General features: G+C 62.5%; 20 protein-coding genes and 1 pseudogene. 6 read left to right on the top strand and 15 right to left on the bottom strand.

The window, feature by feature from the left end; genetic code table 11:
* Positions 1 to 16 precede the first annotated feature (16 nt).
* On the top strand, positions 17 to 898 hold the full coding sequence (locus tag ACIPZH_RS10300) for a LysR substrate-binding domain-containing protein (RefSeq protein ID WP_400626650.1): 882 nt from the start codon (positions 17 to 19) through the stop codon (positions 896 to 898).
* A 55-nt stretch (positions 899 to 953) separates the two neighbouring features.
* Here ACIPZH_RS10300 and dctM read toward each other — a convergent pair whose 3' ends face one another.
* The 8 genes from dctM to ACIPZH_RS10260 form a co-directional block, all read right to left on the bottom strand.
* A complete protein-coding gene (gene dctM / locus ACIPZH_RS10295) occupies positions 954 to 2237 on the bottom strand; it encodes a C4-dicarboxylate TRAP transporter large permease protein DctM (RefSeq protein ID WP_241805207.1) in 1284 nt (427 codons plus the stop codon).
* Positions 2237 to 2869: a TRAP transporter small permease gene (locus ACIPZH_RS10290; protein WP_241805206.1), complete on the bottom strand. Its 633-nt coding sequence runs from the start codon at positions 2867 to 2869 to the stop codon at positions 2237 to 2239. Before ACIPZH_RS10290 ends, dctM begins: the two co-directional genes overlap by 1 nt.
* A 69-nt stretch (positions 2870 to 2938) precedes the next feature.
* Positions 2939 to 3937: a TRAP transporter substrate-binding protein gene (locus ACIPZH_RS10285; protein ID WP_400636099.1), complete on the bottom strand. Its 999-nt coding sequence runs from the start codon at positions 3935 to 3937 to the stop codon at positions 2939 to 2941.
* Between the two features lie 121 nt (positions 3938 to 4058).
* Positions 4059 to 4877: an HpcH/HpaI aldolase/citrate lyase family protein gene (locus ACIPZH_RS10280; RefSeq protein ID WP_400636098.1), complete on the bottom strand. Its 819-nt coding sequence runs from the start codon at positions 4875 to 4877 to the stop codon at positions 4059 to 4061.
* A complete protein-coding gene (locus ACIPZH_RS10275; protein ID WP_400636097.1) occupies positions 4874 to 6073 on the bottom strand; it encodes a CaiB/BaiF CoA transferase family protein in 1200 nt (399 codons plus the stop codon). The genes ACIPZH_RS10280 and ACIPZH_RS10275 overlap by 4 nt, the downstream gene beginning before the upstream one ends.
* Before the next feature lie 18 nt (positions 6074 to 6091).
* Positions 6092 to 7441: an MmgE/PrpD family protein gene (locus ACIPZH_RS10270; protein WP_241805202.1), complete on the bottom strand. Its 1350-nt coding sequence runs from the start codon at positions 7439 to 7441 to the stop codon at positions 6092 to 6094.
* A 10-nt stretch (positions 7442 to 7451) separates the two neighbouring features.
* A complete protein-coding gene (locus tag ACIPZH_RS10265) occupies positions 7452 to 8615 on the bottom strand; it encodes an acyl-CoA dehydrogenase family protein (RefSeq protein ID WP_267816672.1) in 1164 nt (387 codons plus the stop codon).
* Positions 8616 to 8637: 22 nt separating this feature from the next.
* Positions 8638 to 9477: a MaoC family dehydratase N-terminal domain-containing protein gene (locus tag ACIPZH_RS10260; RefSeq protein ID WP_400636096.1), complete on the bottom strand. Its 840-nt coding sequence runs from the start codon at positions 9475 to 9477 to the stop codon at positions 8638 to 8640.
* Positions 9478 to 9603: 126 nt separating this feature from the next.
* Between ACIPZH_RS10260 and ACIPZH_RS10255 the strand changes: the two genes are divergently transcribed.
* Entirely contained in the window at positions 9604 to 10524 is a 921-nt protein-coding gene (locus ACIPZH_RS10255; RefSeq protein WP_267816667.1) for a LysR family transcriptional regulator, read from the top strand.
* Here the strand turns inward: ACIPZH_RS10255 and ACIPZH_RS10250 are convergent.
* From ACIPZH_RS10250 to ACIPZH_RS10235, 4 genes are all read right to left on the bottom strand, one after another.
* Positions 10521 to 11240 (bottom strand): TorF family putative porin, encoded by a 720-nt coding sequence (locus ACIPZH_RS10250; protein WP_241805198.1) that lies wholly within the window; start codon positions 11238 to 11240, stop codon positions 10521 to 10523. The two genes, ACIPZH_RS10255 and ACIPZH_RS10250, sit on opposite strands and share 4 nt — an antisense overlap.
* A gap of 146 nt (positions 11241 to 11386) precedes the next feature.
* Positions 11387 to 11638: a hypothetical protein gene (locus tag ACIPZH_RS10245; RefSeq protein WP_400626637.1), complete on the bottom strand. Its 252-nt coding sequence runs from the start codon at positions 11636 to 11638 to the stop codon at positions 11387 to 11389.
* Between the two features lie 220 nt (positions 11639 to 11858).
* Entirely contained in the window at positions 11859 to 13406 is a 1548-nt protein-coding gene (locus tag ACIPZH_RS10240; protein ID WP_400636095.1) for a J domain-containing protein, read from the bottom strand.
* Between the two features lie 3 nt (positions 13407 to 13409).
* Positions 13410 to 15104, bottom strand: coding sequence for an Hsp70 family protein (locus ACIPZH_RS10235; protein ID WP_400636094.1), 1695 nt, complete (start codon positions 15102 to 15104; stop codon positions 13410 to 13412).
* Between the two features lie 193 nt (positions 15105 to 15297).
* On the opposite strand from ACIPZH_RS10235, the gene ACIPZH_RS10230 reads away from it, so the two are divergent.
* Entirely contained in the window at positions 15298 to 16275 is a 978-nt protein-coding gene (locus tag ACIPZH_RS10230) for a YiiG family protein (protein WP_400636093.1), read from the top strand.
* A gap of 241 nt (positions 16276 to 16516) precedes the next feature.
* Here ACIPZH_RS10230 and ACIPZH_RS10225 read toward each other — a convergent pair whose 3' ends face one another.
* Complete coding sequence (locus ACIPZH_RS10225) at positions 16517 to 17032, bottom strand: GrpB family protein (protein WP_400636092.1); 516 nt, start codon at positions 17030 to 17032, stop codon at positions 16517 to 16519.
* 444 nt (positions 17033 to 17476) lie between these two features.
* Here ACIPZH_RS10225 and ACIPZH_RS10220 point away from each other — a divergent pair, with 444 nt between their 5' ends.
* From ACIPZH_RS10220 to ACIPZH_RS10210, 3 genes are all read left to right on the top strand, one after another.
* Complete coding sequence (locus tag ACIPZH_RS10220) at positions 17477 to 17707, top strand: hypothetical protein (RefSeq protein WP_400636091.1); 231 nt, start codon at positions 17477 to 17479, stop codon at positions 17705 to 17707.
* A 216-nt stretch (positions 17708 to 17923) separates the two neighbouring features.
* Entirely contained in the window at positions 17924 to 18277 is a 354-nt protein-coding gene (locus tag ACIPZH_RS10215) for a hypothetical protein (protein WP_241803798.1), read from the top strand.
* 25 nt (positions 18278 to 18302) lie between these two features.
* Positions 18303 to 19577: a DUF4303 domain-containing protein gene (locus tag ACIPZH_RS10210; RefSeq protein WP_400636090.1), complete on the top strand. Its 1275-nt coding sequence runs from the start codon at positions 18303 to 18305 to the stop codon at positions 19575 to 19577.
* A gap of 282 nt (positions 19578 to 19859) precedes the next feature.
* Here the strand turns inward: ACIPZH_RS10210 and ACIPZH_RS10205 are convergent, their stop codons facing one another.
* Entirely contained in the window at positions 19860 to 20738 is an 879-nt protein-coding gene (locus ACIPZH_RS10205) for a serine hydrolase domain-containing protein (RefSeq protein WP_400636089.1), read from the bottom strand.
* Positions 20739 to 21122: 384 nt separating this feature from the next.
* Positions 21123 to 21245 (bottom strand): annotated as a pseudogene (locus tag ACIPZH_RS10200) (IS110 family transposase); the annotation flags it as partial.

Raw genomic sequence — 21245 nt, 5'->3', positions numbered from 1 at the left:
AAAGTTGAATACCGGGATGTCTATCAGCGTTAAATCGAATAGGAGCCTGTTCGACCTCGACCTGCTGCGTGCCATTGTCGTGGTGGCCGATTGTGGCAGCTTCACCACCGCTGCCGTACGCCTGCATTCGACGCAATCGACCATCAGCCAGAAAGTCCGCCGTCTCGAGGACATGGTTGGCCACCGCCTGCTGGTGCGCGGGAACCGTGACGTATTGCCGACCGACGCCGGCCAGACCTTGCTCGGTTATGCCCGGCACATGCTGGCATTGAACGACCAGATGCTCGAAGCCCTGGCCGGTGCCATGGTCGGCGTCACCGTACGCCTGGGCGTTCCGGAAGATTTCGTCGGTGGGCGCACCACCAACGCGCTGTCGGCATTCAGCCGGCTGCACCCGCAGGTCAAGCTGGAGGTCACCAGCGGGCTGTGCCGCGACCTCAGTCAGGCCTATGACAACGGTGAACTTGACCTGGTACTGCTCAAGCAGCGCCGCAACAGCCGCGAAGGCGTGGCGTGCTGGCCCGAGCGCCTACAGTGGATCGACAGCGCGCGCATGCCTGCCTTCGAACTCGACCCGATCCCGCTGGTGACATTTCCGCCCCGCGGGCTGTACCGCGATGACATGATCAGCGCCATCGAAGGCATGGGCCGGCGCTGGCGCATCAGTTTTACCAGTTCCAGCCTCAGTGGCATCCAGGCAGCGGTGGCCGATGGTATGGGCATAAGCCTGTTGCCGCCACGGGCGGCCACTGGGGAGCATCGAGTGCTAGGGGGGGAACAGGGACTGCCGGAGGTGGACAGCTACGAAATCGTCATCGTCCACCGGCCGACGGCAGATGTGATGGTCACGGCATTGGCCAAGGTGATGTCCCAGGTGCTGGAGGGCGGAGGGATCTGATGCCTTTACGGCCCCAGCGCCGGCGTGCCGCCGATGGGGCCGGATGATCAGTGCATCACGGCATGCCCAGCCACTGCGGCAGTGCCAGCGAAATGAACGGCACGTACGTCACCAGTATCAGGAACAGCAGCAGGATCGACAGCCACGGCAGTGCGGCGCGAATCGTCTGCCCCAGCGTCAGGCCCGTCACCGCTGAGGTCACGAACAGGTTCAGCCCCACCGGTGGATGCACCAGGCCGATCTCCATGTTCACCACCATGACGATCCCCAGGTGGATCGGGTCGATCCCAAGCTTCATGGCGATCGGGAAGAAGATCGGCGCCAGAATCAGGATGATCGCCGACGGCTCCATGAAGCTGCCCGCCACCAGCAGCACAACGTTGACCATGATCAGGAAGCCGATCGGCGTCAGGCCCTCGGCCATCACCCACTGGGTGATCTGCTGCGGGATCTGCTCGGTGGTCAGCACATGGGCGAACAACATGGCGTTGGCGATGATGAACAGCAACATGATGGTCAGCCGCCCCGACTCCAGCAGTACTTTCGGGCAGTCGCGCAGGCGCATGTCCTTGTACACGAACAGCGCGATGAACGCCGAGTACACCGCTGCCACGGCGGCCGCCTCGGTGGGGGTGAACATGCCGCTGTAGATGCCGCCCAATATGATCACCAGCAGCAACAGCCCCCAGAACGCACGCCTGGCGGTACTCAACCACTGGGCAAAACTGGCACGAGGTTGTGCCGGCAGGTTCTTGATCCGGGCGACGATGTAGATCGTCACCATCAGCGCCAGGCCCAGCAGGATGCCGGGTACCACACCGGCCATGAACAGCTTGCCTACCGAGGTTTCGGTCGCCGCCGAATACACCACCATGACGATCGATGGCGGAATCAGGATGCCCAGGGTGCCTGCGTTGCAGATGATCCCGGCGCCGAACTCGCGTGGGTAACCGGAGCGCACCATGCCGGCAACGGCGATCGAACCCACCGCCGCGACTGTGGCCGGTGACGAGCCCGACAGCGCCGAGAACAGCATGCATGCCAGTACCGCGGCAATGGCCAGGCCGCCGCGTATGTGGCCGACACAGGCGTTGGCGAAGTCGATCAGCCGCTGCGCCACGCCCCCGGTGGTCATGAACGCGCCCGACAGCAGGAAGAAGGGGATGGCCAGGAAGGTGTAGCTGTCGGAGGTCTCGAACAGCTTGATCGCCAGCGAGCTCAGGGAGTCCTGGCTGAACATCAGGATTGAAAGTGCGCCCGACAAGCCCAGCGAAATCGCGATCGGCACCCCCAGGAACATGAACACGAACAACAACAGGAACAGGCAGATGACCGTCATCAGTGATGCTCCTCACCTGGGTTGGCCAGCTTGCTCGCCTCGGCAGCCTCGTCGGCCAGGCCCAGGCCATACTGGCGGTGGGTGAACAGGCGATAGAGGATCTGCAGGTAGCGGACGATGACCAAGGCGAAACCGAAGGGCACGATCAGTGCGATATGGCCGACCTTGATGCCGTAGCGGTCCAGGTCTTCGGCGCCGATGCCGGCGACCAGCACCGCGCTTACCCACTTGATGCTCGCCACCAGGAACAGCCCGGCATACGCCAGGCAACAGGCACAGGCGATCATCGCCAGCACGCGTTGTACGGGCTTGGGGGTGCGCCGCACCAAAACGTCGACCCCCAGGTGGCCGGCGGTGCGCACGCCATAGGCAATACCGAAAAAGATCAGCCAGCCAAAGAGCGCCTTGGTCAGGGCTATGCTCCAGGTCATTTCCTGGGCGTAACCCATCAGGTGGTCGCCGATGCCCAGCAGCAGGTCACTGGCAAAACTCCAGTGATCACTGAGCGTGTAGAACACGGTATAGAGGTTGTTCAGTGCTACGTAGACGAAGGTCACCAAGGTCATGGCCGCCAGGAGAAAGGCGATCATGCCCTCCTCGAAGTGCTCCCAGACACGCCTGAGCGATTGCATAGGAATTCTCCACACAGAGAGAGGGTTGGCCACCTGTGCCAGAGGTGGCCGGGGCAGGGCGTGCGGCTGTCAGGAAGCCTTGTTGGCCGCCTCGGCGGCCTTGATCAGGTCAGCGCCGATCTGGTCGGAGAACTTGTCCCACACCGGGCGCATGGCCTCACGCCATTGCTGGCGCTGCTCGGCAGTCAGGGCATCGATCTCGCTGGTCTTGGCATCGATGATTTTCTGCCTGGAGGTCTGGTTGAGGGCTTCGGCCTGTTTGTTCACCTCGACGGTGACCTGGTCCATGAGCGTTTGCAGCTCGGTACGTACATCTTCAGGCAGGCCGCTCCAGAACTTGGCGTTGGTGATCACCATGTAGTCGATCAGGCCATGGTTGGTCTCGGTGAAGAACGGCTGCACCTCGTTGACCTTCTGGCTTTCGTAATTGGACCAGGTGTTTTCGGTGCCGTTGACCGTGCCGGTCTGCAGGCCTTGATAAACCTCGGCGAAGCTCATCTTGCGCGGGTTGGCGCGGATCGCCTTGAACTGCTCTTCGAGCACGCTGGAGGCTTGCACGCGGAACTTCAAGCCGCGGGCATCTTTGGGCAGGATCACTTTCTTGTTGGCCGACAGCTGCTTGAGGCCGTTGTGCCAGTAGGCCAGGCCGTGGATGCCTTTATCGTCCATCGAGGTCAGCAATGCCTTGCCCTGCGGGCCTTGCTGGAAGCGGTCGACGGCCGCCAGATCGTCGAACAGGAACGGCAGGTCGAAGATCTGTACCTGCTTGTTGTAGTGCTCGAACTTGGCCAGGGAAGGCGCCAGCATCTGCACGTCACCCAACAGCAGTGCCTCCATCTCCTTGCCGTCGCCGAACAGTGACGAGTTGGGGTAGACCTCGACCTTGACCTTGTCCTTGAGCTTCGGGTCCTGCGCCACCAGCTTCTGGAACATCAGCGCACCCTGGCCTTTGGGCGTGCTGTCGGCCACCACGTGGGCGAACTTGATGATTATCGGATCGGCAGCCTGTGCAAGGCCGGCCATGGACACTGCAGCGGCGCAGAACAGCGCCTGGGTCAGCTTCAACATCGATGTCACCTCTGATTTATTGTTGTAGGAGGATTGGAGGTAAAGATGGACCAATGGCTTGCGTGTGGTGAATTAGCATTTGTATAAGACAGCATTCGGTATAGCCGAACGCCCGCGCGGTTCAAGCGGGCGCCTGTGCCAACAACCGCTGCGCCCGCAACACCACTGGCGCATCCACCATTTGCCCGTCCAGCTGAAACGCACCGGCCCCGTTGGCTGCGGCGCTCGCCGTCAGCACCCGGCGGGCCCATGCCAGCGCCTCGGCGCTGGGGGTGAAAGCCGCGTGAATCACCGCCACCTGGGCGGGGTGAATGCACAACGCCCCGCCATACCCCAGGTCGTAGGCATGGCGCATCGCCTGGTGCAAACCTTCGGCATCGGCAATGGCCGGAAATACCCCATCGAGCGGTGGCAGCAGGTCGGCACCCCGCGAGTGTAGCTGCACGGCCATGCGTGCTTGATCGAGAAATTGCCGGGCAGCAGCGCTGTCGGTGTTCAGGTGAAGGTCCAGCGCCAGGTCCAGGCTGCCGAACGACAAGCGCTCGACCCCCTCGGCATGGGCGATCTGCTCCAGCGCCAACAGCCCCTTGGCGCTTTCGATGATGGGCCATACCGGTTTGCCGGTGTGCCGTGCTACGGCCACCTGGGCTGCGTTTTCCACCTTGGGCAGCAGCACGCCGGCGATGCCAGGCTGCTGCGCGCAAAAGGCCAGGTCCGAGGCATGTTCCGGGTGCTGCGGCGCGTTCACCCGGACCCACACCGACGCCAGTGGCGTGGCCTGCAGGAAAGCCCCCAGGTTGTCCCGGGCCTGACGCTTGAGGGGCTCCTCCACGGCATCCTCGAAATCGACGATGACGGCATCAGCCCCCGCCGCCAGCGCCTTGGCGAAACGCTCAGGCCGGCTGCCGGGTACGAACAGCGCAGAGCGGACGGCGTTCATACCACACCGCTTGCGGCCAGGCTGGCCTGCTCTGCCGGGCTCAAGCCCAGTTCGCCGAGGATGCCCTGGGTGTGTTGCCCAAGCGCCGGCACGGCGTCCATGCGCGGGGCAAAGGCTGCGTTGCGCCCTGGTGGCAGCAGCGAGGGCAGCTTGCCGGCCGGGCTGTCCACTTCACGCCAGCAGTCGCGGGCCTGCAACTGTGGGTGGTGCCACACCCCGTGCATGTCGTTGACCCGGGCGTTGGCGATTTGCGCCTCTTCAAGGCGTGCCACTACCTGGTCCAGCGACAGGCTGGCGAAGCCCTCGATGATGATCTGGCGCAGCACCTCGCGGTTATCCGAGCGCTTGAAGTTGGCATTGAAGCGGTCATCACTGGCCAGCTTCGGGTCAAGCAGCACCTTTTCGCAAAACAGCGCCCATTCCCGTTCGTTCTGAAGGCCAAGCATGATGGTGCCGCCACCGCCAGTGGGGAACGGCCCATACGGGTAGATGGTGGAGTGCGAAGCGCCGGCACGCGGGGGCGGCGGCGCGCCGTCGTAGGCGTAGTACATCGGGTAGCCCATCCACTCCACCAGGCTTTCGAGCATCGAGACGTCGATGCGGCTGCCGACACCGGTTTTCTCCCGCAGCAGCAACGCCGAGAGCACGCCGGTATACGCGTACATGCCGGCGGCGATGTCGGCGATCGAGCAGCCGGCCTTGGCCATGTCGTTTTCGCCCGAGCCACCGGTCACCGAAAGAAAGCCGCCTTCGCTCTGGATCAGCAGGTCATAGGCTTTTTTCTTTTCATAAGGCCCGCCTTCGCCATAGCCGGAGATATCGCACACGATCAGCCGTGGGAAGCGCGCGTGCAGGGCCTCGAACGACAGCCCCATGCGCGCTGCTGCACCCGGGGCGAGGTTTTGCACCAGCACATCCGCCTTGGCCAGCAGGGCCTGGAGAATACCGTCGGCGGCGTCCTGCTTGAGGTCCAGGGTAAGGCTTTCCTTTGAGCGGTTGGTCCATACGAAGTGCGAGGCCAGGCCATCGACACGCTGATCGTAGCCGCGGGCGAAATCGCCGCTGCCAGGGCGCTCGACCTTGATCACGCGGGCGCCTAGGTCGGCCAGCTGACGGGTGCAGAAGGGGGCCGCGATGGCGTGCTCCAGGCTGATCACGGTGATGCCGTCCAGCGGGCGGGGCGTTGTTTGAGTCATAGGGTCACCTGTTGGTGTTCAGTGCAGATCAGCCAGCGAGCGGGCGTCGCGCAGTTGCCACACGCGCTCGATCAATGCCTGGCCCTGGGCCGGGCTGCGCGCGCCGGAATAGGCCAGCAGGCGCTGGAACTTGGCCTCGAGCTCAGGGCGCGACAGGGTGTTGCCGGGGTCGCCTTTGGGTTCGTCGATGGCGGCGCTGAAGCGCCGGCCGTCGTTGCCGGTGACCTCCACGCGGCCCAGCCAGCGCTTGGGGTAGGCGGCGTCCACTTCGGTGTCCAGGTGCATCTCGACGCGCTCGCGAAAGTGCGCGACCTGTGGGTCGTTCAGCGCCAGGTCACGGAAGTCGATGAGTTGAGCGCTGCCATGCACCGCAATCAGCCCAAGTACGGTGCCCATCGAGAACTTGGCCTGGTGGACGGTGGCCGGTGTGGTAACGCGGCCAAGCACATCGATCGCGCCCTGATGCACGCGGGTGACGACCTTGGCGATCTGGTCATGGCGCAGGCCTTCGCGCTGCATCAGCACCAGCAAGGCATCGGCGGCGGGGTGGGTATGGCGACACGACGCGTGGTACTTGAATGAGGTTTCCACCAGGGCCCAACGGGTGCCCAGGCGGTCGCTCAGGCGCGCCGGGTCAGCATCGCAGGACATGCCGGCGGCCATGCCCTGTTCGCCTTCGAGAATATTGCGCGCACCGCTCAGGCCATCGGCGGTGAGGTAGGCGGCCAGCAGGCCGTCGGCGGCAGCCTTGGCGGTGTGCAGCTGTTTGGAGTCGGCGGCGTCGCGCAGAAACTCCCAGAGCCCGGCGGCCTGGGTGCCAGCGCTGCCGAGCAGGTTGATGAACTGCGCCTGGTTGAAGCCCAGCAGTTTGCCCACACCCACGGCGGCGGCCAGGGTGCCGGCAGTGGCGGTGGTATGGAAGATGCGGTAATGCGAGCGGCCGAGGAATTCACCGATGCGGATGCCGGCTTCATAGCCGGCTACCGCAGCCAGCAGCAGGTCCTGGCCAGACTTGCCAAGGTCCTGCGCCGCCGCCAGAACGGCAGAAAACACGACAGTGGCCGGGTGCAGCACCGAGCTGTTGTGCAAATCGTCCTGCTCGACCAGGTGCGAGGCCGCGCCATTGACCAGGGCGGCGAAGTAGGGCGATGACGTGCGCCCGTTGGTCAGCACCCGCGCACGGCCTTGCGCAGGCCCCATGCGTTCGGCATAGCGCTCGAACAGCGGGATCGGATGCGCGCCTTGGCTTGCCAAGGCTGAGCCAAGCCAGTCCAGGAACAGGTCTTCGGTGCGGTCCAGCACGTGGCCGGGCAGGTGCGGGTAGCGCAGGTCGGCGAGAAAGCCGGCCAGGGCATGGGTATGCTGCATGCTCAAGCCCTCAGAAGCTGCGCGGCAGTTCGAGCAGGTGCTCGGCCACGTAGGACAGGATCAGGTTGGTGGAAATAGGCGCCACCTGGTACAGGCGGGTCTCGCGGAACTTGCGCTCGACGTCGTATTCGCAAGCGAAGCCAAAGCCGCCGTGGGTCTGCAGGCACGCATTGGCAGCCTCCCAGGAAGCCTTCGCCGCCAGGTACTTGGCCATGTTGGCGCTGGCCCCGGCCGGCTGCCCGCTGTCGTACTCGGCGCAGGCGCGCCAGCGCATCAGGTCGGCGGCTTCGATTTCGATGTGCGCCTCGGCGATGGGGAACTGCACGCCTTGGTTCTTGCCGATCGGCCGGCCGAACACCTCGCGGTCACGGGCGTACTGGCTCGCTTTCTCGACGAACCAGCGGCCATCGCCGATGCATTCGGCGGCAATCAGGGTGCGCTCGGCGTTGAGGCCGTCGAGGATGTAGCGGAAGCCCTTGCCTTCTTCACCGATCAGGCTGCTGGCCGGCAGCTCGAGGTTGTCGAAGAACAGCTCGTTGGTCTCGTGGTTGACCATGTTGGCGATCGGCTGCACGGTCAGGCCCTTGCCGATGGCCTCGCGCAGGTCGACCAGGAAGATCGACATGCCCTCGGACTTTTTCTTCACCTCAGGCAAGGGCGTGGTGCGGGCCAGCAGGATCATCAGGTCGGAATGCTGGACCCTCGAGATCCACACCTTCTGCCCGTTGATCACATACTTGTCGCCCTGGCGCACCGCCGTGGTCTTGATCTTGGTGGTGTCGGTACCGGTGGTCGGCTCGGTCACGCCCATCGACTGCAGGCGCAGTTCGCCACTGGCCAGTTTGGGCAGGTAGTGGCGCTTCTGCTCCTCGCTGCCATGGCGCAGCAGGGTGAACATGTTGTACATCTGCCCATGCACGGTGCCGGAGTTGCCACCGCAGGCATTCACTTCTTCCAGGATCACCGAAGCTTCGGCCAGGCCCAGGCCCGATCCGCCGTAGTGCTCGGGGATCATCGCCGACAGCCACCCAGCGTCGGTCATGGCTTTTACAAAGGCTTCGGGGAAGCCTTTTTCTTCATCGATCTTGCGCCAGTAGCCGGCGTCGAATTCGGCACACAAGGCGCGCACGCCTTCGCGGATGGCATTGAGATCATCGCTGTCGTACGTATGCATGCGGGGGTTCCCTGTCCAGTTCTCAGTCGAAAAGCACGTCGGCGCTCTGCGCCACGCCGTCGGCATTGCCGGCCCACAGTTGCGCCTGGCCCGGTGCGCCCATGCGCCCGGCCACGTCGAATGGGGTGGGCACGGTCAGTGGGCGTACGCCGCGGTAGGCGAACTGGCGCAGGCGTTTGCCAGGGTTGGCGCGCTGGAAGGCGCGCAGGGTGAGGGTGGCGATCAACGGGCCGTGCACCACCAGGCCGGGGTAGCCCTCGGTGCCGGTGACATAGGGGTAGTCGTAGTGGATGCGGTGGCCGTTGAAGGTGACGGCGGAGTAACGGAACAGCAGGGTCGGGGAGGGCGTAACGGCCTCGCTCCAGTCGCTGGGTGCGCTTGGCACGGCACTGCTGAGTTTGGGCGGGGTCGGTTCGCGGTAGACGATATCCTGCTCTTCACGCACGCACAGTGCGCCCTGCTGTGAATACTCGTGGCGCACGGTGACGAACAGCAATGCGCCACTGCGCCCGTGCTTTTCTTCGATATTCACGATGGTCGACAGGCGCTGGGCCTCGGCACCGACCTTGAGCGGGGCGATGAACTCGACACGGCCCCCGGCCCACATGCGGTTGCGGTTGTCGGCGGGGGGCAGGAAGCCGCCGCGCGCCGGGTGGCCATCGCTGCCCAGTTGCGATTCGGCCACCGGCTCCTGGAAAAAACACCACATCCACAGCGGTGGCAAGGGCTGCCCCACGGCAGGGGCGCTTTCGCCGAGCGTGGCGGCGATGCGCTTGATCAGGTTGCGGCTGAGCTCATCGACGGCTTCTTCGGTGCGGCCGATCCAGGCGCTGTAATCCGTGGGCGGGTGCGTAGCAGTCATAACCATTGGCCTCTGCATTTGTTGTTATGCAGCGATCATGCGAGGCACCTGGCATTCTGTGAATTTGCATTTGTGTAAAGCAGCGTTCGTGTATGCTGAACGCCTGTACCCCTTTCGGATAGGCCCATGCATTTCGATCTGGCAGACCTGAGGCTGTTCATTCATATCGGCGAGTCACCGAGCCTGACCCAAGGCGCGCGGCGGGCATTCCTCTCGCCAGCCGCCGCCAGTGCACGGGTCAAGGCGCTGGAAGCGCAGCTGGACACGCGCCTGTTGTACCGTGACAGCCGGGGTGTAGAGCTGACGCCGGCGGGGCAGAAACTGCTCATGCATGCGCGGTTGATCATGCGCCAGGTGGACTACCTGAAAGCCGAATTCGCCCAGTTCGGCACCGATTCGGCCGGGCATATCCGCATCTTTGCCAACACCACTGCCGTGACCGAGTTCCTGCCCGAAGTGCTGGCGGGCTTTCTCGCCAAACGTCCCGGCGTGACCGTGGACCTGCAGGAGCGCCTGTCGCGGGATATCGTGCGCGGTGTGCTCGATGGCAGCACCGACATGGGCATCATTGCCGGCCCCGTGGAAGCCAGCGGCTTGCAAGTGCTGCACTTCAGTACCGACCGGCTGGTGCTGATCGTGCCGGCAGGGCATGAGCTGGCTGGCAGCCGGCAGGTCACGTTGAGGCAAACGCTGGCGTTTCAGCATATCGGGCTGCACGACGGCAGCACCTTGCTCAGCTTCCTGCGTGACCATGTCGAGCGCATGGGCCTGAGCCTGTCGCTGCGTATCCAACTGTCGAGCTTTGAGGCCATCTGCCGGCTGGTGGAGGCGGGCGTGGGGATTGGCATCATCCCCGAGTCGGCGGCGATCCGCCACAGCCAGACCATGAACCTGGTCACCATCGAACTGGATGAAGCCTGGGCCGTGCGTGAGCGGAGCATTCTGGTGCGTGAGCTGGATGCGTTGCCTGGGACGGTGAGGGCGTTGATCGCCACCTTGATGCCTGAGGGTGCAGACAGCCCATTGCAACCGCCCCCGGCCCCCTAGAAGAAACTACGCTGAGCCTTGAACGTCACCATGCTCTCGCAATACGCGTTGATCCCGGCATAGGCATCGCAGCCCCCGCCGTTGAGGTCGGAGTTGCTGTAGATCAGGTTCAGGTCGATGCCCAGCCACGGCCGCGACAGCTCCAGTGACCAGTCGGAGAAGGCATTGACCTGGCTGCCGTCGCCGATGGTGAAGGGCGTGCCCAGGCGATGATGGGCGAGTTTGACCGTGAGGTCGATGTCGAACAACGGCAATTGGCCGAAATCGGCGAACAGCGTACCGGTGCGATTGTCCGGGTTGTCACGCCAGGCCCCGCCGATCCGGCTGCCCATGACCGAAATGCCGCCATACAACGCATAGCTGTCTGGCCCTGCGATATTCGGCTGGCTGTAATGGATCAGGCCTACCTCATAACCCAGTGTGCTGTCGAAGTGGTGCTTGTAGCCCAGGTAGCTGTCGAGGCGCAGTGTCGAGTCAGGCGTTACCCCCATGCTCGGCGCATACTGGCCCACGTACCAACCGCTGGGGTGGGTGAGGTCCAGGCCACCGTGAAAGGCGCCGCTGGCGCTGGGCGAAATCAGCCCCTGGGCCATGCTGCGTGAAGGCGTGGTGCCAAGTTTGAAGTCGAAATCGCCCAGTTCGCGCTGTATTTGCTGCGCCTGCAGCGCTGTGCTGAACAGCAGAGCCGCACTGAGCAACAGAAAGGGCCTGGTCATGGTCACCGTCCTGGAAGGCTTGCGCTTGAGCGGCACAGGATACCTGTGTTGGCGGGTGGGGAAAACAATACGGCGTACTTAGCGGATTCAGGCGGGCTCAATCGGGTTCTGGCCCAGGTGGCGAACGTACTGCCTGCTTTTTGAATTCAACCTTCGATCGCCCCGGGCGTTTCGGCCGCCTCGGTCACCACCTGCTTGCTGGCGGCGCGCAAGATCACGCGCTTGCGCAGTTCGTACTCATCCAGGGACAGTGCCTGGCGCTGGATGGCTTCGAGCTGCAGCTGGCGGGTTTCTTCCGCGGTGTAAGGGCGCAATTCCGGGTGGCTGGCGCAACCGCTGAGCACGGCAATGGCTGTAGCGGACAAGGTGGCGAGCAGCAGGCGGGCCGTGGTGTTCATCGCGAAGCTCCAGGATTCGGGGATGGTGTATGACGAATCGATGGAGCAAGGTTATTGAGCGGCCGCGATCATTAGAAATTGCCATTCTCGATAGTGACTATCGATTGCACCGTGTGAAAACGGCAGGCTTTGCTAGCCCTAAGCGCCACGCGGGCTTGAGGGATACTGGGATGCGTATGCCATTGTCATGTCTCGTGGCTCACTCAGGTGTCAAAGGCGATCAGGCTACCCACCGCATCCAAGCGATCACCACCACCATCACGCTGCAAAGCAGCCACTGCACGCCACTGAGCCCGGCAATCCGATACACCGCTTGCAGCGGCCTGCGCCAGCGATAGTCGCGGGCCTGCGGCCCCCAATCGGCGGGCTGCAGCAGCCCGATGATGCCAATGAGCACGTAGGTGCCCAGGCCAAGCGGCCCCAGCCAATGCCATAACAGCACGGCCAGCCCAAGCAACGGCCCTGCGTTGCGTATGACCAGGTAGCGGCGGTCGCGGGTGAGGCGCTTGCTGACGCACCAGGCGCTGAGGCGTTGATCGATGTCCTCAAGGCTGGCTGCAATCTGCGCCCAGTGGCCGAACAGCCACTGGCCCATCTTCGCTGCAAGCAGCCCGCCCACCGCGTAAAGCGGGAGCAGGATCAAGGTGGTGACAGGGTCCAGATTGGGCAAGCCTTTCAGCGCCAGGGCCAGTGTGATCACAGCGGCGGCGCGTTTGACGCCGTGGGGCGGGTCGCGGGGCTCGACCAGCATTTTCCAGAACCAGGCGTCATGGTTGGGGAACATCCCCAGCAGGTCGGGGTAGCGCGCTGCGAACGCCTCAGACAGGCGCTCGCAGGCTTGCCAGTCAGCCTCGACGAAGGCAGCGGCCGTTGCCTTTTGCTGCTCAGGTTGAGGCGCCGACAGAAACAGCGCGGCGGCGTTGGCATCGGGGCTGGCCTGCGCCTCGCGGCGATCCGCCAGGCTGCGCAGGTGGCTCAGCCAGGCTCGCTGTTGGTAACGCCTGCGCAGGGTTTGCCAGTGCTCGTCTGCAATCGGCGGCTCGGCACCTGATGCGTTCCAGGCGAATGTCTGGCACAGGTGCTCGAACAGCTCGGGCGGCCAGCCTTCATCGTTCAGCAACAGGGTCAGCACGTGCACTTGAAGCGCTTGGCGACGCTCCAGGTCCGCTAGCCAGCCTTGGCGACTGGCCCGTTCGAGCATGCCGCTAAAGCGCTCATGCTCGCCTGCGGCCAATAATTGTTCGAGCGCGTTGTAGAGGGTGGCAGCGAGTATGAGCGACAGGTGCTGCTGTTCGGCGTGCGAGGCGGGAAACTGCTGCCATGGGGTGAGCCACTGACGCTGTTCGATACCCCAGTGCAGGGTATGGGAATGGGCTGATGCGGCGCGCAGGCAACGCTCGAACAAGAGGCGTTCGAAGACGCCCTCGATGCCTTTTGCTTGCGCTTGGGCCCAGGCCTTTTCGATGGCCGAGTCGACGAACCCGTCCAGCAAGGCAACGGCTTGCTCATGGGCTGAACCCGCGTGGAGCGTACGGCTGGCGGGTGGTGTGTCGGGCGCTGGCGCGCGTTCGGTAACTTGAGCATCCGTGCGCTCCCCCTGCAGCGCCTGCAGGGCCTGTTCATAGGCGTCGCGCAGCTGCTGGAACGCGGCCGGGTCTTCGTCGGGGCGCGTGACTTTGAGCAGTTTGGCGTACTGACGCTTGAGGCTTCGCTCGTCGCACGCGGATGTAAGCTCCAGCACCTGCCAGCAATCGGAAAGCGAGCTCATCGGTCAACGCCCGTCGCTGCTTTCGAATGCTGCCATGCGCGCGTTCAGCTCGTGGCGCGCCTGGCCGATGACACGTTCATCCTGGCTGGCAAGCGCCTCTTGGAACCGTGTGGCCCAGTGGTCTACCAGCTCACGACGCTCGCCCAGGCTTTCTTCATACAAGCGCTCCAGGCGGGCGACCAGCAGGGTGTTGACCTGCTGGTCGCGTGGGTGCACTTTCAGCGCTTCGAGCTTGTGCAGGCATTCGGCAATTTCATCGGCGCTGAGCACGCCGGGGTTGTTCTCGATGACCAGCGCGTACTGCTCGCCTGTGACGGGGATGCTGACCTGGCATTCGAGCAGGCCGTTGCTGTCGTAGGTGAAGCGCACATCAATTTCAACCACGCCCTTGTTCGGCGGCACCGGGATTTCCAGTTCGCCCAAGGCGATGTTGTCACGCACCAGGCGGCTCTCGCCCTGGTAGATCTGTACCCGCACGAGCTCTTGCGCCTCATGCACCGTGCACACGGTTTTCACCCGGCTGACGGGGACGGTGGAATTGCGCTCGATGATCGGCAAATAGTGCCCGCTCTCATGTTCGTTGCCCACCTGGCGCAGGGTCGCGATGCCGAGGGTATAGGGGCAGACGTCGGTCAGCACCACTTCTTCCAGGGCCGCGTGCCGTGCCTTCAAGGCGGCCTGCACCGCAGCGCCCAGCGCTACAGTTTCGTCCGGGTTCAGCTGCACCGAAGGGAAGCGGCCGAACAGGCTGGCAGCCAGCTTGCGGACCAGCGGCATGCGCGTGGCGCCGCCCACCAGCAGCACCTGGTCCAGCTCGTCGCTGCGTATGCGGGCATCGCGCAGGGCGCGTTCCACAGGGTTGCGCAGCCGCTCCAGCAAGGGCTCGAACAGCGTGGCCATGGCCTGCTGGGTGAAGGTGTGCTGCCAGCGTCGCGCACCGACCTGCAGCACGAATTCGCTGGTGGGGGAGTGGCCCAGTGCGATGCGTACCCGCTCGGCCTCGCGGCGCAGTAGCGGGCTGATCGACGCGCTATCCGGGAAGTCCGGATCTTCAGCGTGGGCCTGGATAAACTGCCTGGCCAGCAACTGATCGAAGTCCTCGCCACCCAGGTAGTTGTCGCCTGCGCTGGCACGTACCTCCATCACGCCGTCGAACAGCTCGAGGATCGACACGTCGAAGGTGCCACCGCCCAGGTCGAACACCAGAAACGACGACTCACTGCCGTGCTGGGGCAGGCCGTAGGCGAGCGCCGCGGCGGTAGGCTCATTGATCAGCTTGTCGACTTTCAGCCCGGCCAGCTCACCGGCGATGCGGGTCGCCTTGCGCTGGGCATCGTTGAAGTAGGCCGGCACGCTGATCACCGCTTCGGTGACTACCTCGCCATAGGTGCGCTCGACATCTGCCTTGAGGCTTCTGAGCAGCATCGCCGACAGCTCTTCGGGACGAAACGGCGTCGCGCCCAGCTGCAGCGTGCGGGCACTGCCCATATGCCGTTTGAATAGCGCTGCGGTCAGTGACGGGTGCGTGCACAAGCGTTCGCGGGCAGCCTGCCCGACCAGTATCCGGCCTTCGTCGTCGAGCCCGACCACAGAGGGCGTCAGCAATTGCCCCAGGGCATTGGGCACCAGCTCACTGGTGTTTTCGTTCCATACCGCGACCAGGCTGTTGGTCGTACCAAGGTCAATCCCGACAATCATGGCGAATTCCTTTTCGTTCCGAATGCAAGTTTACGGTGCAGTCACCGAGGCAGAATGCGAGGCCGGCCACAAAAACGCAAAAAGGCAGGCTCTGCTTGAACTTCATCGAGTATTGAGTCTCTAGAATACCGCTCCCGGCTGATGGCAATGTGTCAGCAGCTGGTCGCCCCAGGACATGACAAGGATGAAGATGATGCAAGCAAGCAGGGTATGGCTAGGACTGCTGATCGCCGCAGGGGTTCTGCTGGCCGGTTGTGACAACGCGCAAGCACCTCGCAGTGCGACGGCCCCTCAAGGCCAGGTTGCGGCCGAACAACCCAGCGCCGAACAGATCGAGATCGAGAAGTACAACGCCTATGTCGACGCCGCCAACAGCGGTGGCAATTTTGCGGCCATTCTGGATCATCGCCGAACAGAGTATTCGAAGGACCTGCAGCCCAAGAACAAGCTGTCGGAGTACTACCTGTTCAGTGCCTACGACATCAGCCTCCTGCGCGACAACCTTAACAAGGCCCTGGCCTTGCCGTCACCCATGCCGGACCTGGACGCGCCAGCAAAAGCGATGCTGGTGGCGCTGGACAAGCTCCAGCCCGTCCACAGCGAACTCGCCAACTACGCTGCCTCCAAAGGCTACCTGAGCGATGGTGGCCAGAAGGCCAGGGCGATGGAGCCGGCCCTGGATGCAGCGCTCGAGGGCGTTGCCATCGAGCAGGCCAAGTTCTATGACGGCCTGGCCAAGCGCGATGAAGTCAACACCCGACAGGCGTTCGACGAGGCTGAACAGGACTCGCTGGCGTATTACCGCGCCGGGATCGTGCTATACGCCAAGCAATCGATGCGCTTGTCCACCGACTTCTTCCAGTCGGCCGGGGCCGAGGCGTCGGTCAAGCCATTTGAAGAAAGCCTGGGTAAAACCGCGCAGATGATCGAAGGCTGGCACAAGCAGAACACGGCAACCGGCCCAGGCTGCAGCGTGATGCTCAGCCGCCTGAACCAGTTTGTCGGCAAGGGCCGTGAAGCTATCGATACGGCCAGATCCGGTGGCTACAAATACAATGAGCAACGCCAGATGGCATGGAAGCACAACAACCCGATCGAGCATGATGCCAAGTTCTTCGGTAGCGCGTTCGACGATGTGATCAACGACCTGAACTCCACGAGCTGCAGCTGAGCAATTTTGGCATTTGCGCGACGCGTCGGTAGCTGCCGTACACCGGCGGCACGCGTCGCCCAAAGGTACGTCACCAGCCTCCAGTTCTGCACCACCCCTGTGGGAGCCGCGCTTGCCGGCGATGGGCCGCAAAGCGGCCCCAGTTACAAATGCCTGCTTCGGGTTGAAAGCTGCCGGTCGGGATGGGTTGCTTTCCACCCAATGCAGACACTTGATACTGGGTCGCTTAGCGATCTTTCAGTCATCCAGGAACGGCAATACCGGCATGTAGTAGTGCCGCGATAATAAACGGAGACTTTTTCTCCAGATACTCAGCCATCCCACCCGTATTGCTCGACTCCAGTTGGAGCTTCAACGCTTCATACTGCTGGCGCAGTGAGGCATTGCATCTGAGCAAATCTCTGAACCCCAGCATCTGGGTGATCGCAATGTGGCCACGAACACAAGCGTGGAGCTTGTGCGTGCGAATCCCATCCACATTACGCCGATAGAAATGATGCCCTTCCGACAGATCACTTCCTCGTATATACCCCAAACCCATCAACACCTCGTCCCGCGCCGAGGCGTTGCTATGATCGTGAACCTCGATGAGTACATCGATCTCGGGCTTCGCCGCGAGTCCTGGAACGGAGGTGCTTCCAACATGTTGGATGGCAATCAGTTCATCGCCAAAGGCCGAAGCGATGAGTGACTTGTCTGCCAGAAAGCGGGCGGGCCACGTGGGGTTGTAGGGGGTGATCTTGCTGGTCAATGCCATTTCCGTTCCTTGGCGGCTAGTACCTAATGCCCCGAATGTTCCCTCAAAACTTGAGCACTCGCCAGCGCCTCCTTCTGGCCGACTGCCGCCTTATGCGAAGGGCAGCAATGAGTCGAAAGCTGCCGCTCGTTATTGGCTGCTTTCGACACTTAGTAGACAGCGAGTCAAAGCTCAGTGGTCAGGTCCGCCCTCATCGCCGGCAAGCCGGCCACAGGAATGTCACCGGCCTTCAGGCATGCGGTGTACCTGTGGGAGCCGCGCTTGCCGGCGATGGGCCGCGAAGCGGCCCCGGGTACAAATGCCAGCTTCGGGTTGAAAGCTGCCGTACATGACAGGCCGCTATCGACCCTTAGCTGCCTTTCGTTCGGGGCAGCAACCGGCCAGAATCGGGCATAGAAGCCTGAGAATCTATAGCGCCGAAACAGCCTCACTTGGAGCGTAAAGATGAGTAAACTCACCGCACTAAATGCAGAAGCACAGGCAGGACTTTCGATCCAGGAGAGAATTCCTGAGGAGAAATGGGCGGCAATTGCCGCGCAATGTGGGGCTGTAGAGGTAGCAGAAATCATGGAGCGGATAGCACGGCTCAAGCCGAACTCGAAACCATTGAAGATTGGGATTGTGACGCTAGGGATGACATTCATGCGGCTATCTACCGCTTTTCCCAACTATTGAGGCGCACCGCCGGCTAACTCGACAAGCACCCGATCATACCTACCTGAGGGAGTCCGCTATGCGTCGAAAGCAGTCAGTCTTGACCGGCAGCCGTTGCCCCCTATGATGGGCTCCCGAATCAAGGACTGATTTCATGATTACCTGCCATGTCAAATACATCTTCGACCCGTTCCAAGTAGGCGCCTTCGATGGCCACGCCTTTGCGAACGCACACTCATGAGTGAAATTGAAATACTGTCCTTGTCTCCAGACGGTCGCTACCAAGTCCAGGCGACCCCGTGGGAAGCTGGCAACACGCACTGGGTGTTCCCGCCGCAAATCATCGATACCCAAAACGCAAACGTGGTGTTTGGCTTTCAGGATCCTCTATGGTCAGCAGACCTCAGCACTTGGTTGAGCCCGACCCGGGTCGAACTCAAGCTGCGCAAATACCCCGGCCATCGAGCCCCTCGGGGGCTCACGGTGATCATTGAGTGTGCGCTGCGTACCGCTGAATATGGCGATGGCACGCACATTGAATTAGCCCGTCTGGAAAGCACCCTTGAGGGGATGCTCGATCTGCTCGGCTGAACTCTACTTGTCGGCAAGGACCTGAATGATGAATTGGAAAGCGCTGGAACTGGCGCTGTTCGACGCCGCCAGGCAGGCATTGCAAACGCTGCTAGATGAGGGGTGCAGCCCTTTGTACGCCGCAGCCTTTCATGCCAGCTACCGAGAAGAAGGGGCGGTTTTGTCGCTGCCCAGCTTTGCCGCAAACAGCCTGCAAGCACTCAGCGAAGACTACCCCGACGAGGAAGATGAAAGCTTCAGTTCGGTGAAGTGGAACCCGGCGGACTGGCGCTGGGATTGGGAGATTTGCGCGGGTGAGTCGTTCACGCGGCTTGATGATGAGCTGCAAGCCCACGCCAACCGGCTTGGCCCGCGCCAATGGCAAGCGGCTGAGCAACGCTTGCTGGTCACCGTTAGCCGTGCCGCCAGGGCGCTGGGCCGCCATTTCGCTCAGCATCCTGGTGTGACGCCTGGTTTCGTGGTGATCTTTCATGACTTTGCTGGCTATATGGCCTTGGCCAAGCGCAGCATGACCCGCCGGCAGTTCGAGGAAAATTTCCCGGTCGAACTGGCCATTGAAAACACCCAGCGCGCAGTCGCTGCCTTGCCGCTCGCCGAGCAGGCCGCGTTCTACGCCAGCCGTTTGCATTGTTCGGATGGCATTTCGGGGGAGGACGCAGAGCGCTGGCTGATTGCCAACGGCCGTCCGGCACAGGCAGCGCTTATCGAACAGCTCAACGGGCACAAAGAGCCTACCGCTGCCGCGCGCATTCTCGGGCTGGCTGGCATGGCTGATGAGCCCGTCATTCAGGCCCTGCGCCGGCAGGCTATAGCGGCCTGTGAACAACCGACCCGCAACTGGTGCGCAAAGGCCTTGGGTTACCTCGAGGATTTCGACTGGCTCATGCAGCAAGCGTTCGACGTCGCTGTGGCGGGGGTCTGCGCCAACTTTGACGGTTTCCGCTGGCGGGGCGTGGAGCCACCGGTGCTGGACTACACACCTGTTGAGCGTCTGCTGGATCAGCGTCCTGAGCTCGCGGCTGCTGTTGAAGAGGCCCTTGAAGACGTCTACGGTCAGATCGACACCACCACCGCCGATGTCAACGAAGCCTTGCGTGGTTTGGCTTCACCCCACGTAGCCATTCGTCGTCACGCCGTGAGTGGGCTGAATAACCGTGGCCTGCTGCCCGACGACGCGCTTCGAGCCATCGAGGCGCTACGCCTGGCAACCCAGGATGCCGATGAGCAGGTGCGGCACATCGCGGGTCTCGGCCTGGAAGCCATGCAACCGTTTGCTGCCTTCCACCAAGGGTCGCTTTAGGTCGATTGCGGTCAGTCACGACCGGCCGCATTCGACCCGGAGCGTATAAAAACTCTTTGCCAGACCTAGAGTGTGCGCTTTTACATGAAAGCTCAAATTTGTGGGCACGTCAGCCGATCTGGATTTCGCCCAGGAACGCGACTTCCAGCCTAGTTTTTTGTTCCTCTCGCGCTCGAACTCGCCCGTGGCCGCTTCGGATCGAGATCTGCCGGCCGGGATTGGCTGCGTTCGACCCAAGGCAGGCGTTGCGAGGAGAGGCCGTCCCGAGCGGCACGCATAACTTCAGCGTGTCACTGCTAGCGCCTCTCGTATTTCTTGAACTACCAGCTTTTCAATACCTGCCTCTTGCGCCCCCACCGAGTGAACTGCACAGCATACGGCGGAGTCACCAACATCACACCGATAAACCGCAACAACGCTGCCTGGCCCCGATCCGGTATGCCCAGCCAATATCAGGTCTCCCTCGATTGCGCCTCGCATCAGGCCGAGCGCGTAACCAGGCGTCAACCAAGGCCGACCTGCCATTGGGCCACCCAGTACTCGTGTGGCCTGCATTTCCCGAATCAGATTGTCAGGTAGGACATCTCCAGCAAGCACACCATCCAAGAGCCGGGCAGCTTGTGAAACAGGGCCAATCAGCAGTCCGTGATAGACCCAGCCGGGGTCGTAACTCAGGTGATTCCCGTTCAGTTCAGCGCGCTCAGTTGCAAAGCGAACCGTCGATAGGTCGAGCGGCTTCAGGACTTGCTGTCTGACAGTGTCTGCGATCGACAGGTCGGCAGCACGCTCGATGATTTGGGCTACCAGCATGAAACCAACATTCGAGTAACGCCAACCCGTTCCAGGGCTATACCGCAGTCGGTGCCCATCCAGGCGCTGCATCATTTCGCCTACGGGCCATGCAGACTCATGATTGGCTACGGCGGCGTGGTATTCGGGAAGTTCGCCATAGTCCGCGAGCCCGGCCTCGTGACGCAGAAGTTGGCGCAGAGTGAATACACCCTCGGGAAGCGAAGCATCCAGGTCAAGCCTGCCGTCGCGGACTAATGTCAGGGCTGTCGCGGCTAATACCGTTTTCGTGAAACTCCACCAGGGCACGAGGGGGTCGTCCTGCAACGGTGGAGTTTTCAATCGGCCGTTGATAAGGGTAGAAATCAGCATCGGCTACTCAGTCGTGAATGACAGGTGAGTCTGGAGAGTGGGACGAGAGCATGCTTTATTACCGCGCAACCCTTCAATCTGATGTCTTTTGATGCGAGCTTTCCACGCGAACGTCCGCTGGCGGCCGTTTACTACTTTCCGCGAACGGCGCTAGGGTCGATAGCAGCCCTTGGCGACTGACGACTTTCGACCCAGAGCTGGGCCTCACTGCAGAAATCATGTTTCTAACAGCCGGATCGCACCGAACGTTTTTACCCAGCCTGGACCCAAAGCAGACATTTGTAACCGGGGCCGCTTCGCGGCCCATCGCCGGCAAGCGCGGCTCCCACAAGGTATACCGCATGCCTGAAGGTTGCTGACATTTTGTGGGAGATTCTATGGTTATCAGCAAGCCATTTTCCCGCCTTTGGTAACGTATTCGTCCTGATTTCTCATCAGGGCGAATGCCACTCGTGCGAGCTTCCTGGCCAGAATTACCAACGCCTGGGTCGTTGCCTTACCGCTGTT

Source organism: Pseudomonas sp. NPDC089758 (genome assembly GCF_044748705.1).
Taxonomy (GTDB): domain Bacteria; phylum Pseudomonadota; class Gammaproteobacteria; order Pseudomonadales; family Pseudomonadaceae; genus Aquipseudomonas; species Aquipseudomonas putida_X.
This window is presented reverse-complemented; position numbering and strand designations above follow the sequence as displayed.